We start from the raw sequence: 13,928 nt of genomic DNA, 5'->3' as shown, positions 1-13,928 counted from the left end.
GGTTCTGGGGATACAAAAACATAACTTTTACATAAAAAATGAAAAGAATGCGCTTTCACACACTCTTTCCACCTAAAAACATCCTAAATCTAACATTTTTTCAAGAAGTCTGGCGTTTATTATGCGCTATTATCTTCTTTAATTTTTATAGCTTTTTAATATGTTAAGAAACAAATTTTGTCTCTTAACGAGCAAATATATAACTTTTAAATTTTATATCCTATTAAAGTAAACAACATTCGTCTTTTTACAAACAGATTTACACTTCTGTATACTGTCCAATTTTTTTAAATTTTTCATAGCGATCTTCAACTAATTGTTCTCCATTTAAAGAATTTAATGCATGAAGTGTGTCACTAATGCATTCTTTAATAGAAAGGGCCTGTTTTGCTACATTGCGATGTGCTCCACCAATAATTTCAGGAATAATGCCATCAATTACACCAAGTTCTTTCAAATCAGGTGCTGTGATACGCATGGCTTCTGCTGCCTGCTTAGCCAGACTACCATCACGCCATAAAATAGATGCCGCTCCCTCTGGCGAAATAACAGAGTAAGTCGAGTTCTCAAGCATAAAGACACGGTTTCCTACACCTAATGCTAATGCACCACCACTTCCTCCTTCACCAATAACGATACTAATTACAGGCACAGTTAAGCCAGCCATTTCTACAAGGTTTCTAGCGATTGCTTCACTTTGACCACGTTCTTCAGCAGCTTTCCCTGGGTAAGCACCTTTTGTATCAATAAAACAAATAATTGGTCGTTTGAATTTTTCAGCTTGCTTCATCAAGCGTAGTGCTTTTCGATACCCCTCTGGATGAGGCATACCAAAATTACGACGGATATTTTCCTTAGTAGACTTACCACGTTGATGTCCAATTATTGTTACTGGTTGCCCTTCGAAAATGGCAATCCCACCAAGAATGGCTGCATCATCACCAAATGTACGATCACCATGTAATTCAATAAAATTTTCACACATTGCTTCAATATATTGAAGCGTTGTAGGTCTTTCTGGATGCCTTGCTACTTGCACACGATCCCACGGCTTCATATTGGCATAAATCGATTGCTCTAATTGTGATAAACGTGTTTCAAGCTTCTCGATTTCACCAGACATATCAACTTCTGCTTCAGCAGCAATTGTTTTTAATTCATCAATTTTCTCACGTAATTGTACGACTGGTTCTTCAAATGCTAAATTTTTAGACATGTTGTACGCCGCCTTTCGTATGCATTTTTACAAGTAAAGAAACTTGTTTACGTAAATCTTTGCGATGGAAAATGGCATCAAGCTGACCATGCTCTAATAAAAATTCTGCTGTTTGGAAATCACTTGGTAGTTTTTCTCGTACAGTTTCTTCAATTACACGTCGCCCTGCAAAGCCAATCAATGCCTGTGGCTCTGCAATATTTATATCACCAACAGAAGCAAAGCTTGCTGAAACTCCGCCTGTTGTTGGATGCGTTAAGATGGAGATGAACAATAAGCCTTGATCACTGTGGCGTTTTAATGCGACACTAGTTTTCGCCATTTGCATTAATGATAATACGCCCTCTTGCATACGAGCACCACCACTAGCGGTAAAGATAATAAATGGTACACCTAGTTCAGTTGCCTTCTCTACTGCTCGCGTAATTTTTTCACCGACTACAGAGCCCATTGACCCCATACGGAAGTGCGAATCCATAATCGCTACGACAATTTCTTCCCCATCTATTGTACCAACGCCTGTTAGGACAGCCTCATTCAAGCCTGTTTTCTCTTGGTCTGCTGCAATTTTTTCAACATACGCTGGGAAATTAAGGGGATTACTTGTTTGTAAATGATCATCCATGGATTCGAATGAGCCTTCATCTAAGAAATAGTCCACACGTTCTTGAGCAGTCATTTTGAAATGATGACTACATTTTGTACATACTTTATGATTTTTTTCTAATTCTTTTGTTAATTGAATGTGACGACATTCAGGACATTTTGTCATTAACCCTTCTGGAAATGCCTTTTCTTGCCCGTCCTCTTTCTTTTTTCGATTACCACTAAATAAGCTACGTATTGCCATGTTCGACTCCCCCTTTGTTGTTGTCTAAATGCTCTGTACAGTACTCATCCACTGCTCATAAGCTTTTAATGCTTCTTTTTCGTAACCCAGCTGCATCGATTTCAACATCGTTTGAATGATTAATTTTTCATCTTCTGTTGAGTTTCGATTTAAACGGTCGCCATCATAAGCTGCTAATTGAAACCAGATTTTTAATGAAAGACGATTACCTGTCGTAATTAATAGTTCTCTTAAAATATCTCGACAATTAATTGTACCTTCTATTTCTAGTTTCACAAAAAAACTATCCCACACAGGTAGTGTGCGAAGAATCTCTGTACAACTTATTACGCGGATTGCTTCCATTTCATGAATTTGTCGCGTTAATTCGACATCTTTTTTTGATTTTTCATCTTCTAATATAAACATCGACAGTATTTCTACGAGCTGATGCTTATGTGTGGACGCAAGAAAAGTACCACCACCATGTCTCGTTTCAATAAGCCCTAGCAACTCTAAGCTTCGCAAAGCCTCTCTCACAGAGGATCGCCCGACACCTAGACGCTCTGATAGAACTCGTTCGGAAGGTAGCTTCTCACCTGCTTGAATTTTTTCCATTTTAATGAGTTGACGTAGTTGTTGGACGATTTCTAAAAACACTTTTTTTTGTTCGGTTTTTTTATCCATACGACTAACTCCCCTTATCAAAAAAGTGGTCTGACCACTTTTTAACGTTGACTCTAGCTTACAAAATAACTGTGCAAAAGTAAAGAAAAAACTGCATAAAATTTAATGCAGTTTCTAATTTCTTGTTTCATTTTATATCTTTTTCGTCGTTTGCGCATGTTTTACTTTGATTTGCGGCTTGCCAAAACGTCTTTCTAAAACACCTTCAATCCATAACATTTCCTCCTCTACTAGCAGGTCTTGGACCAACTGAAAGGTTTGTGGAAAAAATGTAGTGGAAACTGTTCCAAACTCATCCTGTAGCTGAACAAAAGCCATTTGCTCACCTTTTTTCGTACGGATTTTCTTCACTTCTTCAATCAGACCAATCATTTTTATGGAGGTACCATCACGCTTCTGCTTCAACTCTCGACAGGTACTATTGATATCCGCCCAGAAGAGTCTTTCCTGTGCAACTGGATGGGTAGAAATATAAAAGCCCAAGCTCTCTTTTTCATGCATCAATTTTTCCTTCTGGGACATTGCTTCTGCCTGCATATATTTTGGTTTACCAAAACTAAATGCCATTGCTGATGCTAAATCAATATCTTCAGTTGGCCTTAAAAGTTCTGCGTGTTTCAAAGCTGCCTCAACTGTCATGATGAGGACGGCTCTATCTTTTTCTAGATAATCAAGCGCCCCAGCATATATCAATGATTCCAACACTTTTGGCTTAAAATGCTGCGCACTTAAGGCAACAGCTAGATCAAATAGGTTATTTAATACCTCTGGATTTGTTTGACGGAGTCCATGTATTTTTTCTATAAATGTATGAGGCACACCTTTAATTCCTGATAAGCTGTAGCGAATGCCTTCCTTTTCCACCGTAAAATATTTCGTACTACTTTTTAATGAAGGTGGATAAAATGGGATGCCCTTATCTTTTGCCTCATGGACAAATTGTTGAATCTTTTCTACATTTCCCGTGGCATTTGATAATAACGCTGCATAAAAGTTTTGAGGGAAATGCGCCTTTAAATAAGCCATTTGATAGGAAATAACACTATAGGCCACAGCATGACTTTTAGGGAAACCATAATCCGCAAAGCGTACAATCAGTTCGTATACTTCTTCAGCTAAACGCTGATCAAAGCCTTGGCGTAGCGCCCCCTGAACAAATGCTGTGCGTTGCTCCTCTAAAACTTGTCGATTTTTTTTACTCACTGCTCGGCGAAGCAAATCTGCCTGTCCCATTGTAAAGCCGGCCAGTACTGATGCAATTTTAATAATTTGTTCTTGATAAACGATCACACCAAAGGTCTCTTGTAAAATAGGCTCTAGCACTGGATGTGGCATCGTTACCATTTCTCTGCCAGCCTTCCGTTTTGCATAGACAGGAATAAAATCCATTGGACCTGGGCGATAAAGTGCATTTACAGCCACAATATCTAAAAAGGTTGTAGGGCAGATATCACGCAAGGCTTGCTTCATACCGTCTGATTCTAATTGAAAAATCCCCAGCGTATCCCCTCTTTGTAATAGTTGAAACGTCTTGTCATCATGCAGTGGGATTCGCTCAAATTCTATCCAAGGACCACCAGCTTTATAAATTGACCAACGTATTTGCTCTAAAATAGTGAGATTGCGCAAGCCTAAAAAATCCATTTTGACGAGACCACATGCTTCAATATCTCCCATTGGCCATTGCGTACTATAAATACCATCATGCCCTTCTTCAATCGGTACAGTATTCACTAAAGGCGATGGAGCGATGACAATACCAGCTGCATGTATAGACGAGTTTCTTGGTAGGCCCTCCAATTTTAACGCCACCTCGTACCAACGCAAATGCTTATCATTCTCCGCTAACCAGCCTTGAAAGTCCTGTGACTCTGCTACAGCTCTTTGTAATGTAATTCCCGGCTTATTTGGAATCATCTTCGAAATTTTTTCTAGCATTTCCGCATCAAAGCCAAATACCCGTGCAACATCCCTGGCAACTGCTTTTGCAGACAATGTACCAAATGTAATAATTTGTGCGACATTTGCTTTGCCATACTTTTGGGCAACATACTGAATGACTTGATGCCTTTTACTATCAACAAAATCGATATCAATATCAGGTAAGGTAATTCTTTCAGGATTTAAAAAACGTTCGAATAATAAACCATAGGCAAGTGGATCTACTTGGGTAATCGAAAGACTATATGCCACAAGCGAACCTGCTGAGGAACCACGTCCAGGTCCCGTCAAAATTCGATTTTCTTTTGCATATCGCATAAAATCCGCCACAACCAAAAAATAGTCAGCAAAGCCCATAGAGCAAATAATTTCTAGTTCATACTGTAATCGTTCATGGTAAGCACCGGGTATTGCCAGTTGCTTGAATCGCTCTTCTAATCCAGTAAATGCTTCTTTAACAAGCAAGCTTTCAGCTGTTTCACCTTCAGGTACAGGAAATTTAGGCATTTGCACAGGCATTTTTGGTAAATCAGCTTTACAGCAAGCAAGCATTTTCGTACTGGCATCAAGCCAATCTGGACGATCCGCAAACCAATTTTGCCATTCGAATGCTGTTGGGGCAAAATAGCCCTGTACATCAGCTGTTTGCATAGTATTACCAAGCTTTTCTCCTGTATCAATTGCTCTTGCTACTTCATAAGCAAAATGATCTTCTGGACGCAAGAAATAACAGCTTTGAGAGGCTACAAGTGCAATAGCATGTTCTTCACACCAAGAAACGAAATCATCTTCTTGTTCAGCTTTTATCCCTCCAGGTCTAGCAATCCCCATATAGAGGTGATGGTTAAACAGTTGGACCAAAGCAGAAACCATTGCCTGCCAGTCATCTACATCTGTTAAATCGTCTGAAGAAAGTAGCGCTATACAACCTGCTGAATATCCCTCAAGCCATTTCCAAGGCAGCATATCATCTTGTCTAATTGAAATCGCACTACTAATCTTTAATAAATGCTGATAGCCCTCCTGTGTCTGCGCATACAGGACGAGGGGAAGCGTTTTATCATGCCACTGAACGTTAACCGAAAGCCCTATAACCGCATGGATATTTACTTGCTGCAATGCTTTACAAAAAGGCAAAAGCCCGTACAATTTCGTATTAACGATTGCACAGGCTTGTGTCTTTTGTTCTTGTAAAAAAGGAATCAATTGCTCAAGCCGAATTGTGCTTTTCAATAAATCCGCGCTCGTATGCATCTTTGTATATACATGTGTCAAATGAATCCCTTCCTTTTCTCTGTTAATGATACGCTTTACAAATCTCTTTTAATCTTGCAATAACGAGGTCTGCTTCTTCCCATGAATAGGCAGTAGCACCAGATGCAAGCGGATGTCCGCCACCGTTAAACTCTTTTGCTAATGTATTGATAACGGGACCCTTCGAACGTAATCGTACACGGATCTGATCCCCTTCTTCAATGAAAACAACCCATGAGCATATATCTTTAACACTGCCTAGGCAGCCTACTAATAAAGAAGCCTCAGATGGCACAGTGTCATGCTCTGCCAGTAATTCTTTTGTTAGCTTCACATAGGCAGCTCCATGCTCATCCATTGTAAAGTTTTGATAAATATATCCCTGTAAATTAAGTAATTTTTGCTCCATTTCGTACATGCCATCAAATAGTTGGTTTCGATCAAAATCATATGTAATCAGATCCGCAGCAACTTTAAATGTTTTAGCTGTTGTACTTGGGAATTGGAATCTGCCTGTATCGCCCACTATTCCTGCAAATAATAAGCGTGCAGCAGCATCTGAAAGTTTCCAGTTTGCTACTTCCTTGCCTTCTTCATATAATTCATAGATCATTTCACTACAAGAGCTTGCTGTCGTGTCCACCCATAAAAGATCACCATAAGCATCATCATTTGGATGATGATCAATTTTTATCACCATTTTTCCTTTTGTGTAGCGTTGGTCGTCAACACGTTCTGTATTAGCCGTGTCAGTGACAATAACTAAAGCATTTTCATACACTTCATCCGCTATTTCATCAGGCTGTGCCATAAAAGATAAAGAAGCATCATGTTCCCCTACAGCAAAAACCTTTTTCTCAGGATAATTGGCTAAAATAATCTCTTTTAAGCCTTGCTGTGAGCCATAAGCATCAGGATCAGGACGTACATGACGATGGATAATAATGGTTTCATTGGCCTCAATTGTGTCGATGATTTGTCTTTTCACAATAATTTCCCCCAAAATGATAGTAAGAACCGTTAGCATTTTTACATAATTATCGTTACAATAATGTCTAGTTATGCTAGGAGGTTTACTATGCTCAATTTAATATTTGTGTTTGCGATTATCATATCTTTTGTTTTTTATTTTTATTTTAAAACAAAACAATTCCGTTCTCCATTACCTATTGCTAAAAACTGGTATAAAAGCAAAGCGAACATCGGCTTAGGTTCCTTAATATTGTCATTTGCTTTAAATCAAGCTTATTTATTCCCGAGCTTATTTACATTTATTATTGTAGCAATTCTTGCCGCGCTCGGCATCTTAGTTATTGTAGAAAATATAAAAAAAGCACGTCATTATGGACAATTTGTTGAGGAAGAATTCCGCATTAATCAATAATATATGTAACAAAGGGATGACCAAGCAATTGCGCTAGGCCATCCCTTTTCAATACTTAACGTTCTAATAGTTGGAACATCATCATTGCCTTACCAACAAGCATTTGTTGATTATACACTTCAAAATCCATCTTCACAAACTTACGACTCATATCTAAAATCCGAGGCTTAACAGTTAGCGTACTTTCCATTTGGACTGGTTTAATAAAGTAAATAGTCATATTCTCTGCCACTGCATCTCCACGTTTACGTCGTTTTAATGCGAATGAACCGACCTCAGCTAGTAAAGTTGTAAAAGCACCGTATGAAATTGCTCCATATTGATTAGTCATTTGTGGTGTGACTTTAAATTCAACGATGAGTTCTTCATCACCTAATACCTTCATTTCATTTTTCACTAAATCATCAATCGTTTCACCATGCTGTGGCTGTCTTTGTGCTAATTGCAACGCCTTCAGTACATCTTGACGGCTAATAACACCCTGTAAAATATTGTCGTCATCTACAATTGGTAAGAGATCAATCCCCTCCCAAATCATTCGATGCCCTGCCGAAGCGACACTCATTTTCATGGAGCCTGCAATTGGGTTTTTCGTCATTACTTTTTCAATAAGCTCGTTTTCTTCACGACCAATGACGTCTTTTACGGTAATCATACCGACCAATTTATTTTGGTGGGTAACTACAGGAAATGCACCATGGGTTGTACGTTCATTCAGCTTCTGGAAATGATGAATTGTTTCATCATTTTTTAATGCTGCAGTGTCAGTCATCGGTACATAAATGTCTTCGATAAAAAGAATATCTTTTTTAATCAATTGGTCATAGATTGCCCGGTTAATCATTGTTGCTACTGTAAACGTATCGTAGCTTGTTGAAATAATTGGTAAATCTAATGAATCTGCAAGCAACTTATTATCTTCCGTAGTATCGAAACCGCCGGTGATTAAAACAGCTGCCCCCGCTCGAAGGGCATTCTCATGTGCTTTAATACGGTTACCAACAATTAATAAGCTACCTGCATCAGTGTAACGCATCATGTCCTCTAATTGCATAGCTCCAATAACAAATTTTGTTAGTGTTTTATGTAGACCTGATTTACCACCTAAAACTTGGCCATCTACAATATTAACAATTTCTGCAAAAGTTAAGCGCTCAATATTTTCTTTCTTTTTTTTCTCAATACGAATTGTTCCAACACGTTCAATAGAACTTACTAAGCGACGATTTTCAGCTTCCTTAATTGCACGGTAAGCTGTTCCTTCACTCACTTGCATTTCCTTTGCTATTTGCCGTACTGAAATTTTATCGCCCACGGGTAGTGATTCGATGTATTGTAAAATTTTCTCATGTTTTGTAGACAAAATATCACCTATTTCCTAAGCTTCAATTCTGCTCTTAGTGTACCATATTTTTTATTAAAATATTTAATATAAAGTGATGAAATTGTTTAACTTTCCCCATCATTTCAACTACCAGCGTGGTGTCAATTCATATAGTACAGCATTACCAACGATTAGAAACAGTTTACTTTTTCGCCAGCTTTCAAAATTTGAACTTCTGTATTTTGTACTAAATCTGCAAAAATCTGTGGATCTTGCTCGATTGGTGGGAATGTATTGTAATGAATCGGTACGACAATTTTCGGCTTTAAAAACGAAACTGCACACGCTGCATCCTCTGGCCCCATTGTAAAATTATCACCAATTGGTAAGAATGCAATATCAATTGGATGTCGTTCACCAATTAGTTTCATATCACCAAAAAGAGCTGTATCGCCCGCATGATAAATTGTTAATCCTTCAATAAATAATAAAATTCCAGCAGGCATGCCCATATAAATTATTTCGTTATTTTCTGTTACATAAGAAGAGCCATGAAAGGCTTGTGTAAACTTTACTTTACCGAAGTCAAATTCCTTTGCACCACCTATATGCATTGGGTGTGTTTTTACACCTTGCCAAGAAATCCAATTAGCCAGTTCATTTGGCGCAATGACTAGCGCATCTTTTTTCTTCGCTAATTCTACTGTATCTCCAACATGATCATTATGGCCATGTGTAAGTAAAATAATATCTGGCGCTTCGTCAGCCACTTTTAAGTCTGTTTGCCCATTGCCATTAATAAAAGGGTCAATTAATATCGTTTTTCCATTTGTTTGAATTTTGACAACTGAATGTCCATGATAACTTATTTTCATCTTAACATCCTCCTCGATTAACAAAGTACAGTCCAACATTTTAATTCGCTACCCATGCGCTTTTTCCCTTTTTTTGATATGCTTGTACAGAGAATAATGGTAGTATTCTCTAACAGCTTTATACCCTGTTAGAGCATAATTATTCAGTACTCGATAAGAAACCTCGCTACTTTTTTCGGCAGTCGAAGCTTTCTTACGTAAAAAATTTTCCATGCACTAAAAGGAGGACATATTGATGTCAAAGGTTGAAGAAATCCAACGTTACTTGCAGCAAAATCATATCGATGCAGCATTCGTAACAACACCTGACAATGTTTTTTACGTTTCAGGCTTTAAAAGTAATCCACATGAAAGATTACTAGGAGTCATGATTTTTAAAGATGCAGAGCCTTTTCTAATTTGTCCACAAATGGAGATTCCAGATGCAAAGGCTGCTGGTTGGTCTTATGAGGTAATTGGTCATCAAGATACAGAAAATTCGATGGAAGTTCTTGCTCAAGCGATTGTAGCACGCCAAATCACCCCAGCTACATTTGCTATTGAAAAAGCACAACTCATTGTTGAGCGCTTGGAAGCTTTACAGCAATCTTTCCCTCAAGCTAGCTTTGTGCGTCTTGACGAAAAAATTAATGCGATGCGCGTAATCAAAGATGAAAGTGAATTAGAAAAATTACGTAAAGCTGCTGAATTGGCCGATTATGCAATTGAAATCGGTTGCAAGGAAATTGCTGAAGGTAAAACAGAAATGGAAATCCTAACAGCAATCGAAAGTGCCATTCAAGATAAAGGCTGTAAAATGTCTTTTGAAACAATGGTATTGAGTGGTCCAAAAACTGCCTCTCCTCACGGGAAGCCAGGTGCACGTAAAATTGAAAAAGGTGATATGGTACTATTTGACCTTGGCGTTATTTACGATGGCTATTGCTCAGATATTACACGTACTGTAGCTTTTGGGGAGCCTAGTGAAGCACAAAAAGAAATTTATCAAACTGTTTTAGCTGCCAATACAAATGCTGTCGCAGCAGTAAAACCAGGTGTTCGTGCGATGGACTTAGACAAAATTGCGCGTGATACAATTACAGAGGCTGGTTATGGTGAATATTTCACGCACCGCCTTGGACATGGTCTTGGTATTTCTGTGCATGAATTCCCATCTGTTACAGGTGCCAATGAGATGACGATGGAAGAAGGTATGGTCTTTACGATTGAGCCTGGCATTTATAAATCAGATGTAACAGGCGTACGTATTGAGGATGATGTTGTCGTTACAAAAGATGGCGTTGAAGTATTAACAAAATTCCCGAAAGATTTAATCATTCTATAATGCAAAGAAGGAAGCAACTAGTGTGCTTCCTTTTTCTCTGTCTAGCAAAGTTTATTGAATTAACTCATCCACATTGACAAATGGTAGTCCTTGCGAATCTGCCACTGCTTTATAAACAAGTTGTCCATCTAATGTATTCACACCTTTTTTCAGTGCTGCATTATCAAGGCAAGCTTGTTTGTAGCCTTTGTTGGCAATTTGAAGTGCATATGGAATTGTATTATTTGTTAAAGCAATTGTAGAAGTACGTGGTACCGCACCAGGCATATTTGCAACTGCATAGTGTACAACGCCATGCTTCACATATGTTGGATCATCATGTGTTGTCACACGATCAGATGTTGCAAAAATACCACCTTGGTCAATTGCAATATCAACTACAACAGAGCCGGCTTGCATTGATTGAATCATTTCTTCCGATACAAGTTTCGGTGCTTTTGCGCCTGGAATTAATACAGCACCAATAACTAAATCTGAATCTTTCACTGATTCTGCAATATTATATGGATTAGACATTAATGTTTGAACATCGCGTCCAAACATATCTTCTAATTGACGTAAACGTTCTGGGCTTAAATCGATAACTGTCACATCAGCACCCATGCCAACAGCAATTTTTGCAGCATTTGTACCCGCAATACCACCGCCAATTACTGTCACTTTTCCACGTTGTACACCCGATACACCACCTAGTAAAATACCTTTACCAGCATGGTTTCTCTCTAAGAACTGTGCACCAATTTGTGTAGCCATTTTACCAGCGACTTCACTCATTGGTGTTAACAAAGGTAATGAACCATTTGCTAATTGTACTGTTTCGTAGGCAATTCCTACAACTTTTTTATTTAAAAGTGCCTGAGTTAATTCAACCTCTGGCGCTAAGTGTAAATAAGTGAATAAAATTTGACCCTCGTAGAAGTAATCATACTCAGAAGCTACAGGTTCTTTTACCTTCATAATCATTTCTTGGGACCAAGCTTCTTTAGCTGTTTGAACAATATGAGCACCTGCTGCAATGTAATCAGCATCCGTAAAGCTTGAACCTAGCCCCGCTCCTGTTTCAATGTACACTTCATGCCCTGCATGTGTTAAAGTGACAACTCCTGCTGGTGTCATTGCTACACGGTTTTCATTGTTTTTAATTTCCTTTGGAATACCAATCTTCATTGTTTCCTATCCCCTTCCATAACGTAAGAAATAAGCATCATTTATGTAACTAAACTTGATGCACCCCTTGCACTTCCATATTACCAAACAATTGCAAAAAAAGCTTTAACTAATGCAAATACAGATAAAATTTATAAGATTTCCAAAATAACAAATATTCAAACGTTGTATATCATTATAAATTACTATATTTAAAAACTAAAAAGGAGTATAGGTAGCAGTTAATGGAGCTGATTCATGTGTAGTTGAAACCAATCAAAAGACGTTTACACACTGCAAATAGTGGGAATTAGATATTTATAATTAATTAACATTTCTACATGAAATGCCTTCACATTTTCATAATTTTTCTTGCGGAAAGTATTTCCTTTAGAAAATCATTTGGTATAATCAACATATACAAATCAGGGAGGTTTTTCAAATGGCTAATCATTATAAAAGCATTGTTGTTGCAGTAGACGGTTCAAAAGAAGCTGAATACGCGTTTCGTAAATCAATTGATGTTGCAAAACGAAACGAAGGTGCAGTGTTAAATCTAGTAAATGTAATCGATACTCGTTCATTTGCTGCTATCGAAGCATATGACCGTTCCATTGCAGAGCGTGCTCAAGCATTTTCTGAAGAACTATTAAATGGTTACAAAAAGCAAGCTGAAGATGAAGGTTTAACGAATGTTAATCTTATCATCGAGTATGGCTCTCCAAAAAATATCATAACAAAAGAGCTTTCTAACATCGTAGACGCAGATTTAATCATTTGTGGTGCAACTGGTCTAAATGCAGTAGAACGCTTCCTAATCGGTTCTGTATCTGAGGCTATTGTACGTTCAGCTAAATGTGACGTACTAGTTATCCGTACGCCTGAAAACTAATTTGTAATACATAAAAAGGTATCCTTGTATAGGATACCTTTTTACTTGCACTCAAGAGCAATTACTTGCCCTCTTTCCACATCTTCACTTTTTCAAAGAATAGCGCAAGTGCCTGCTTATTCTGCATATTTGGTACTTTAGCTAATAGGACTTCTTTAGGTGCTTTCAATTCCTTCGATTGTTTTTGTAAAATCACAATGCTCTTCTCTAATGATTTATTTGCAAACATCGAGTCAGGTAATTGAATAATCGCTTGAATCCACGCATGTTTTTGAATGTATTTGTGTAATTGCTTAGACTGCTCTGACTCAAACAGATGAGATGGTGCAAGGAAAAATAAATAGCCGCCATCCTTTGTATAATTCATTGATTGCTCGATGAATAAATGATGGGCATAACTCATCCCCTCCACTGGACATAATTCATAATCGAGCGCCACTTCTTCATTTGGATAATAACCTACAGGTAGATCACAAACAACGGCATCCACTGGATTGACCAATAAATCTTCTAAGGCATCTTGACGGTATAAAGAAATAGGTTGTTCTGTTAAGTCAGCAGTTGCCGCAGCAAGACGAATAAGTAGCTCATCCACCTCTACACCTGTTGCTTCCACTTTTCCATCTAATAAATTCATAACCGTCAGTAATAAATTGCCCGTGCCTACTGCTGGGTCCATGATCGAGATCTTTTCATTTTCAAGACGCTCTGCAAAAATCTGCTCCACAAAGTAGCCCACTAATAGCCCTAACGTGTCAGGAGTCATTTGATGATTCGGCTGTGAGCCTTTGCGCATCCCTTTTAAAATAGCAATTTGAATAGCTTTACGAATATCCTCTTTTGTTGCATCTTTTTGAGAAAAATCAACTTCGCCATCAAGCCATGCCTCTAACCCATCTAATAATCCTTCTAGTAACGTTATATTGTGTTCTTTTTCGATTTTTTCGGCATGCTCATTTAGCAAACCAAATAACTTTTCGATATTTTCCATATCTAACTTCCTTTCACGCAGAAAAGAGCCGTGACAAACACTTGTCACAGCCCCTTTGTCTAGTA

12 protein-coding genes are annotated in these 13,928 nt (G+C 38.0%); 3 read left to right on the top strand and 9 right to left on the bottom strand.

The window, feature by feature from the left end; all coding sequences use genetic code 11:
• Positions 1-259: 259 nt before the first annotated feature.
• The 5 genes from VK91_RS13800 to VK91_RS13780 form a co-directional block, all read right to left on the bottom strand.
• The gene (locus VK91_RS13800; RefSeq protein ID WP_048393571.1) at positions 260-1,216 is read right to left on the bottom strand and encodes an acetyl-CoA carboxylase carboxyltransferase subunit alpha; all 957 of its coding nucleotides are present in this window, start codon (positions 1,214-1,216) and stop codon (positions 260-262) included.
• A complete protein-coding gene (accD, locus tag VK91_RS13795) occupies positions 1,209-2,066 on the bottom strand; it encodes an acetyl-CoA carboxylase, carboxyltransferase subunit beta (RefSeq protein ID WP_048393568.1) in 858 nt (285 codons plus the stop codon). Before accD ends, VK91_RS13800 begins: the two co-directional genes overlap by 8 nt.
• Positions 2,067-2,090: 24 nt before the next feature.
• Positions 2,091-2,732: a FadR/GntR family transcriptional regulator gene (locus tag VK91_RS13790; protein ID WP_048393566.1), complete on the bottom strand. Its 642-nt coding sequence runs from the start codon at positions 2,730-2,732 to the stop codon at positions 2,091-2,093.
• 132 nt (positions 2,733-2,864) lie between these two features.
• On the bottom strand, positions 2,865-5,948 hold the full coding sequence (dnaE, locus tag VK91_RS13785; protein ID WP_048393562.1) for a DNA polymerase III subunit alpha: 3,084 nt from the start codon (positions 5,946-5,948) through the stop codon (positions 2,865-2,867).
• 22 nt (positions 5,949-5,970) lie between these two features.
• Positions 5,971-6,915: a bifunctional oligoribonuclease/PAP phosphatase NrnA gene (locus VK91_RS13780; protein ID WP_082148153.1), complete on the bottom strand. Its 945-nt coding sequence runs from the start codon at positions 6,913-6,915 to the stop codon at positions 5,971-5,973.
• Positions 6,916-7,005: 90 nt separating this feature from the next.
• Here VK91_RS13780 and VK91_RS13775 point away from each other — a divergent pair, with 90 nt between their 5' ends.
• Positions 7,006-7,311 (top strand): YtpI family protein, encoded by a 306-nt coding sequence (locus tag VK91_RS13775; RefSeq protein ID WP_048393558.1) that lies wholly within the window; start codon positions 7,006-7,008, stop codon positions 7,309-7,311.
• A gap of 55 nt (positions 7,312-7,366) precedes the next feature.
• Here VK91_RS13775 and VK91_RS13770 read toward each other — a convergent pair whose 3' ends face one another.
• Both VK91_RS13770 and VK91_RS13765 read right to left on the bottom strand, forming a co-directional pair.
• Positions 7,367-8,674 (bottom strand): DRTGG domain-containing protein, encoded by a 1,308-nt coding sequence (locus VK91_RS13770; protein WP_004226205.1) that lies wholly within the window; start codon positions 8,672-8,674, stop codon positions 7,367-7,369.
• A 152-nt stretch (positions 8,675-8,826) separates the two neighbouring features.
• Positions 8,827-9,510 carry a metal-dependent hydrolase gene (locus tag VK91_RS13765; protein WP_016994815.1) on the bottom strand — a complete coding sequence of 228 codons (684 nt, stop codon included), beginning with the start codon at positions 9,508-9,510 and terminating at the stop codon, positions 8,827-8,829.
• Between the two features lie 235 nt (positions 9,511-9,745).
• Between VK91_RS13765 and VK91_RS13760 the strand changes: the two genes are divergently transcribed.
• Positions 9,746-10,834, top strand: a complete 1,089-nt coding sequence (locus tag VK91_RS13760) for a Xaa-Pro peptidase family protein (protein ID WP_004226198.1) — start codon at positions 9,746-9,748, stop codon at positions 10,832-10,834.
• 51 nt (positions 10,835-10,885) lie between these two features.
• Here the strand turns inward: VK91_RS13760 and ald are convergent, their stop codons facing one another.
• Positions 10,886-12,001: an alanine dehydrogenase gene (gene ald / locus VK91_RS13755; protein ID WP_004226195.1), complete on the bottom strand. Its 1,116-nt coding sequence runs from the start codon at positions 11,999-12,001 to the stop codon at positions 10,886-10,888.
• A gap of 421 nt (positions 12,002-12,422) precedes the next feature.
• On the opposite strand from ald, the gene VK91_RS13750 reads away from it, so the two are divergent.
• Positions 12,423-12,872 carry a universal stress protein gene (locus VK91_RS13750; protein ID WP_004226191.1) on the top strand — a complete coding sequence of 150 codons (450 nt, stop codon included), beginning with the start codon at positions 12,423-12,425 and terminating at the stop codon, positions 12,870-12,872.
• A gap of 61 nt (positions 12,873-12,933) precedes the next feature.
• On the opposite strand, the gene VK91_RS13745 is transcribed toward VK91_RS13750, so the two are convergent.
• A complete protein-coding gene (locus VK91_RS13745) occupies positions 12,934-13,863 on the bottom strand; it encodes a class I SAM-dependent methyltransferase (protein ID WP_048393555.1) in 930 nt (309 codons plus the stop codon).
• Positions 13,864-13,928: the final 65 nt, after the last annotated feature.

This window comes from Lysinibacillus sp. LK3 (assembly GCF_001043675.1).
Classification (GTDB): Bacteria; Bacillota; Bacilli; order Bacillales_A; family Planococcaceae; genus Lysinibacillus; species Lysinibacillus capsici.
The sequence above is the reverse complement of the archived record's forward strand: the minus strand, read 5'-3'. Positions and strand labels throughout refer to the sequence as shown.

Coding starts and splice junctions, on each gene's coding strand:
- VK91_RS13800 (WP_048393571.1), bottom strand. CDS start 1,216: ATGTCTAAAAATTTAGCATTTGAAGAACCAGTCGTACAATTACGTGAG.
- accD (WP_048393568.1), bottom strand. CDS start 2,066: ATGGCAATACGTAGCTTATTTAGTGGTAATCGAAAAAAGAAAGAGGAC.
- VK91_RS13790 (WP_048393566.1), bottom strand. CDS start 2,732: ATGGATAAAAAAACCGAACAAAAAAAAGTGTTTTTAGAAATCGTCCAA.
- VK91_RS13775 (WP_048393558.1), top strand. CDS start 7,006: ATGCTCAATTTAATATTTGTGTTTGCGATTATCATATCTTTTGTTTTT.
- VK91_RS13765 (WP_016994815.1), bottom strand. CDS start 9,510: ATGAAAATAAGTTATCATGGACATTCAGTTGTCAAAATTCAAACAAAT.
- VK91_RS13760 (WP_004226198.1), top strand. CDS start 9,746: ATGTCAAAGGTTGAAGAAATCCAACGTTACTTGCAGCAAAATCATATC.
- ald (WP_004226195.1), bottom strand. CDS start 12,001: ATGAAGATTGGTATTCCAAAGGAAATTAAAAACAATGAAAACCGTGTA.
- VK91_RS13750 (WP_004226191.1), top strand. CDS start 12,423: ATGGCTAATCATTATAAAAGCATTGTTGTTGCAGTAGACGGTTCAAAA.
- VK91_RS13745 (WP_048393555.1), bottom strand. CDS start 13,863: ATGGAAAATATCGAAAAGTTATTTGGTTTGCTAAATGAGCATGCCGAA.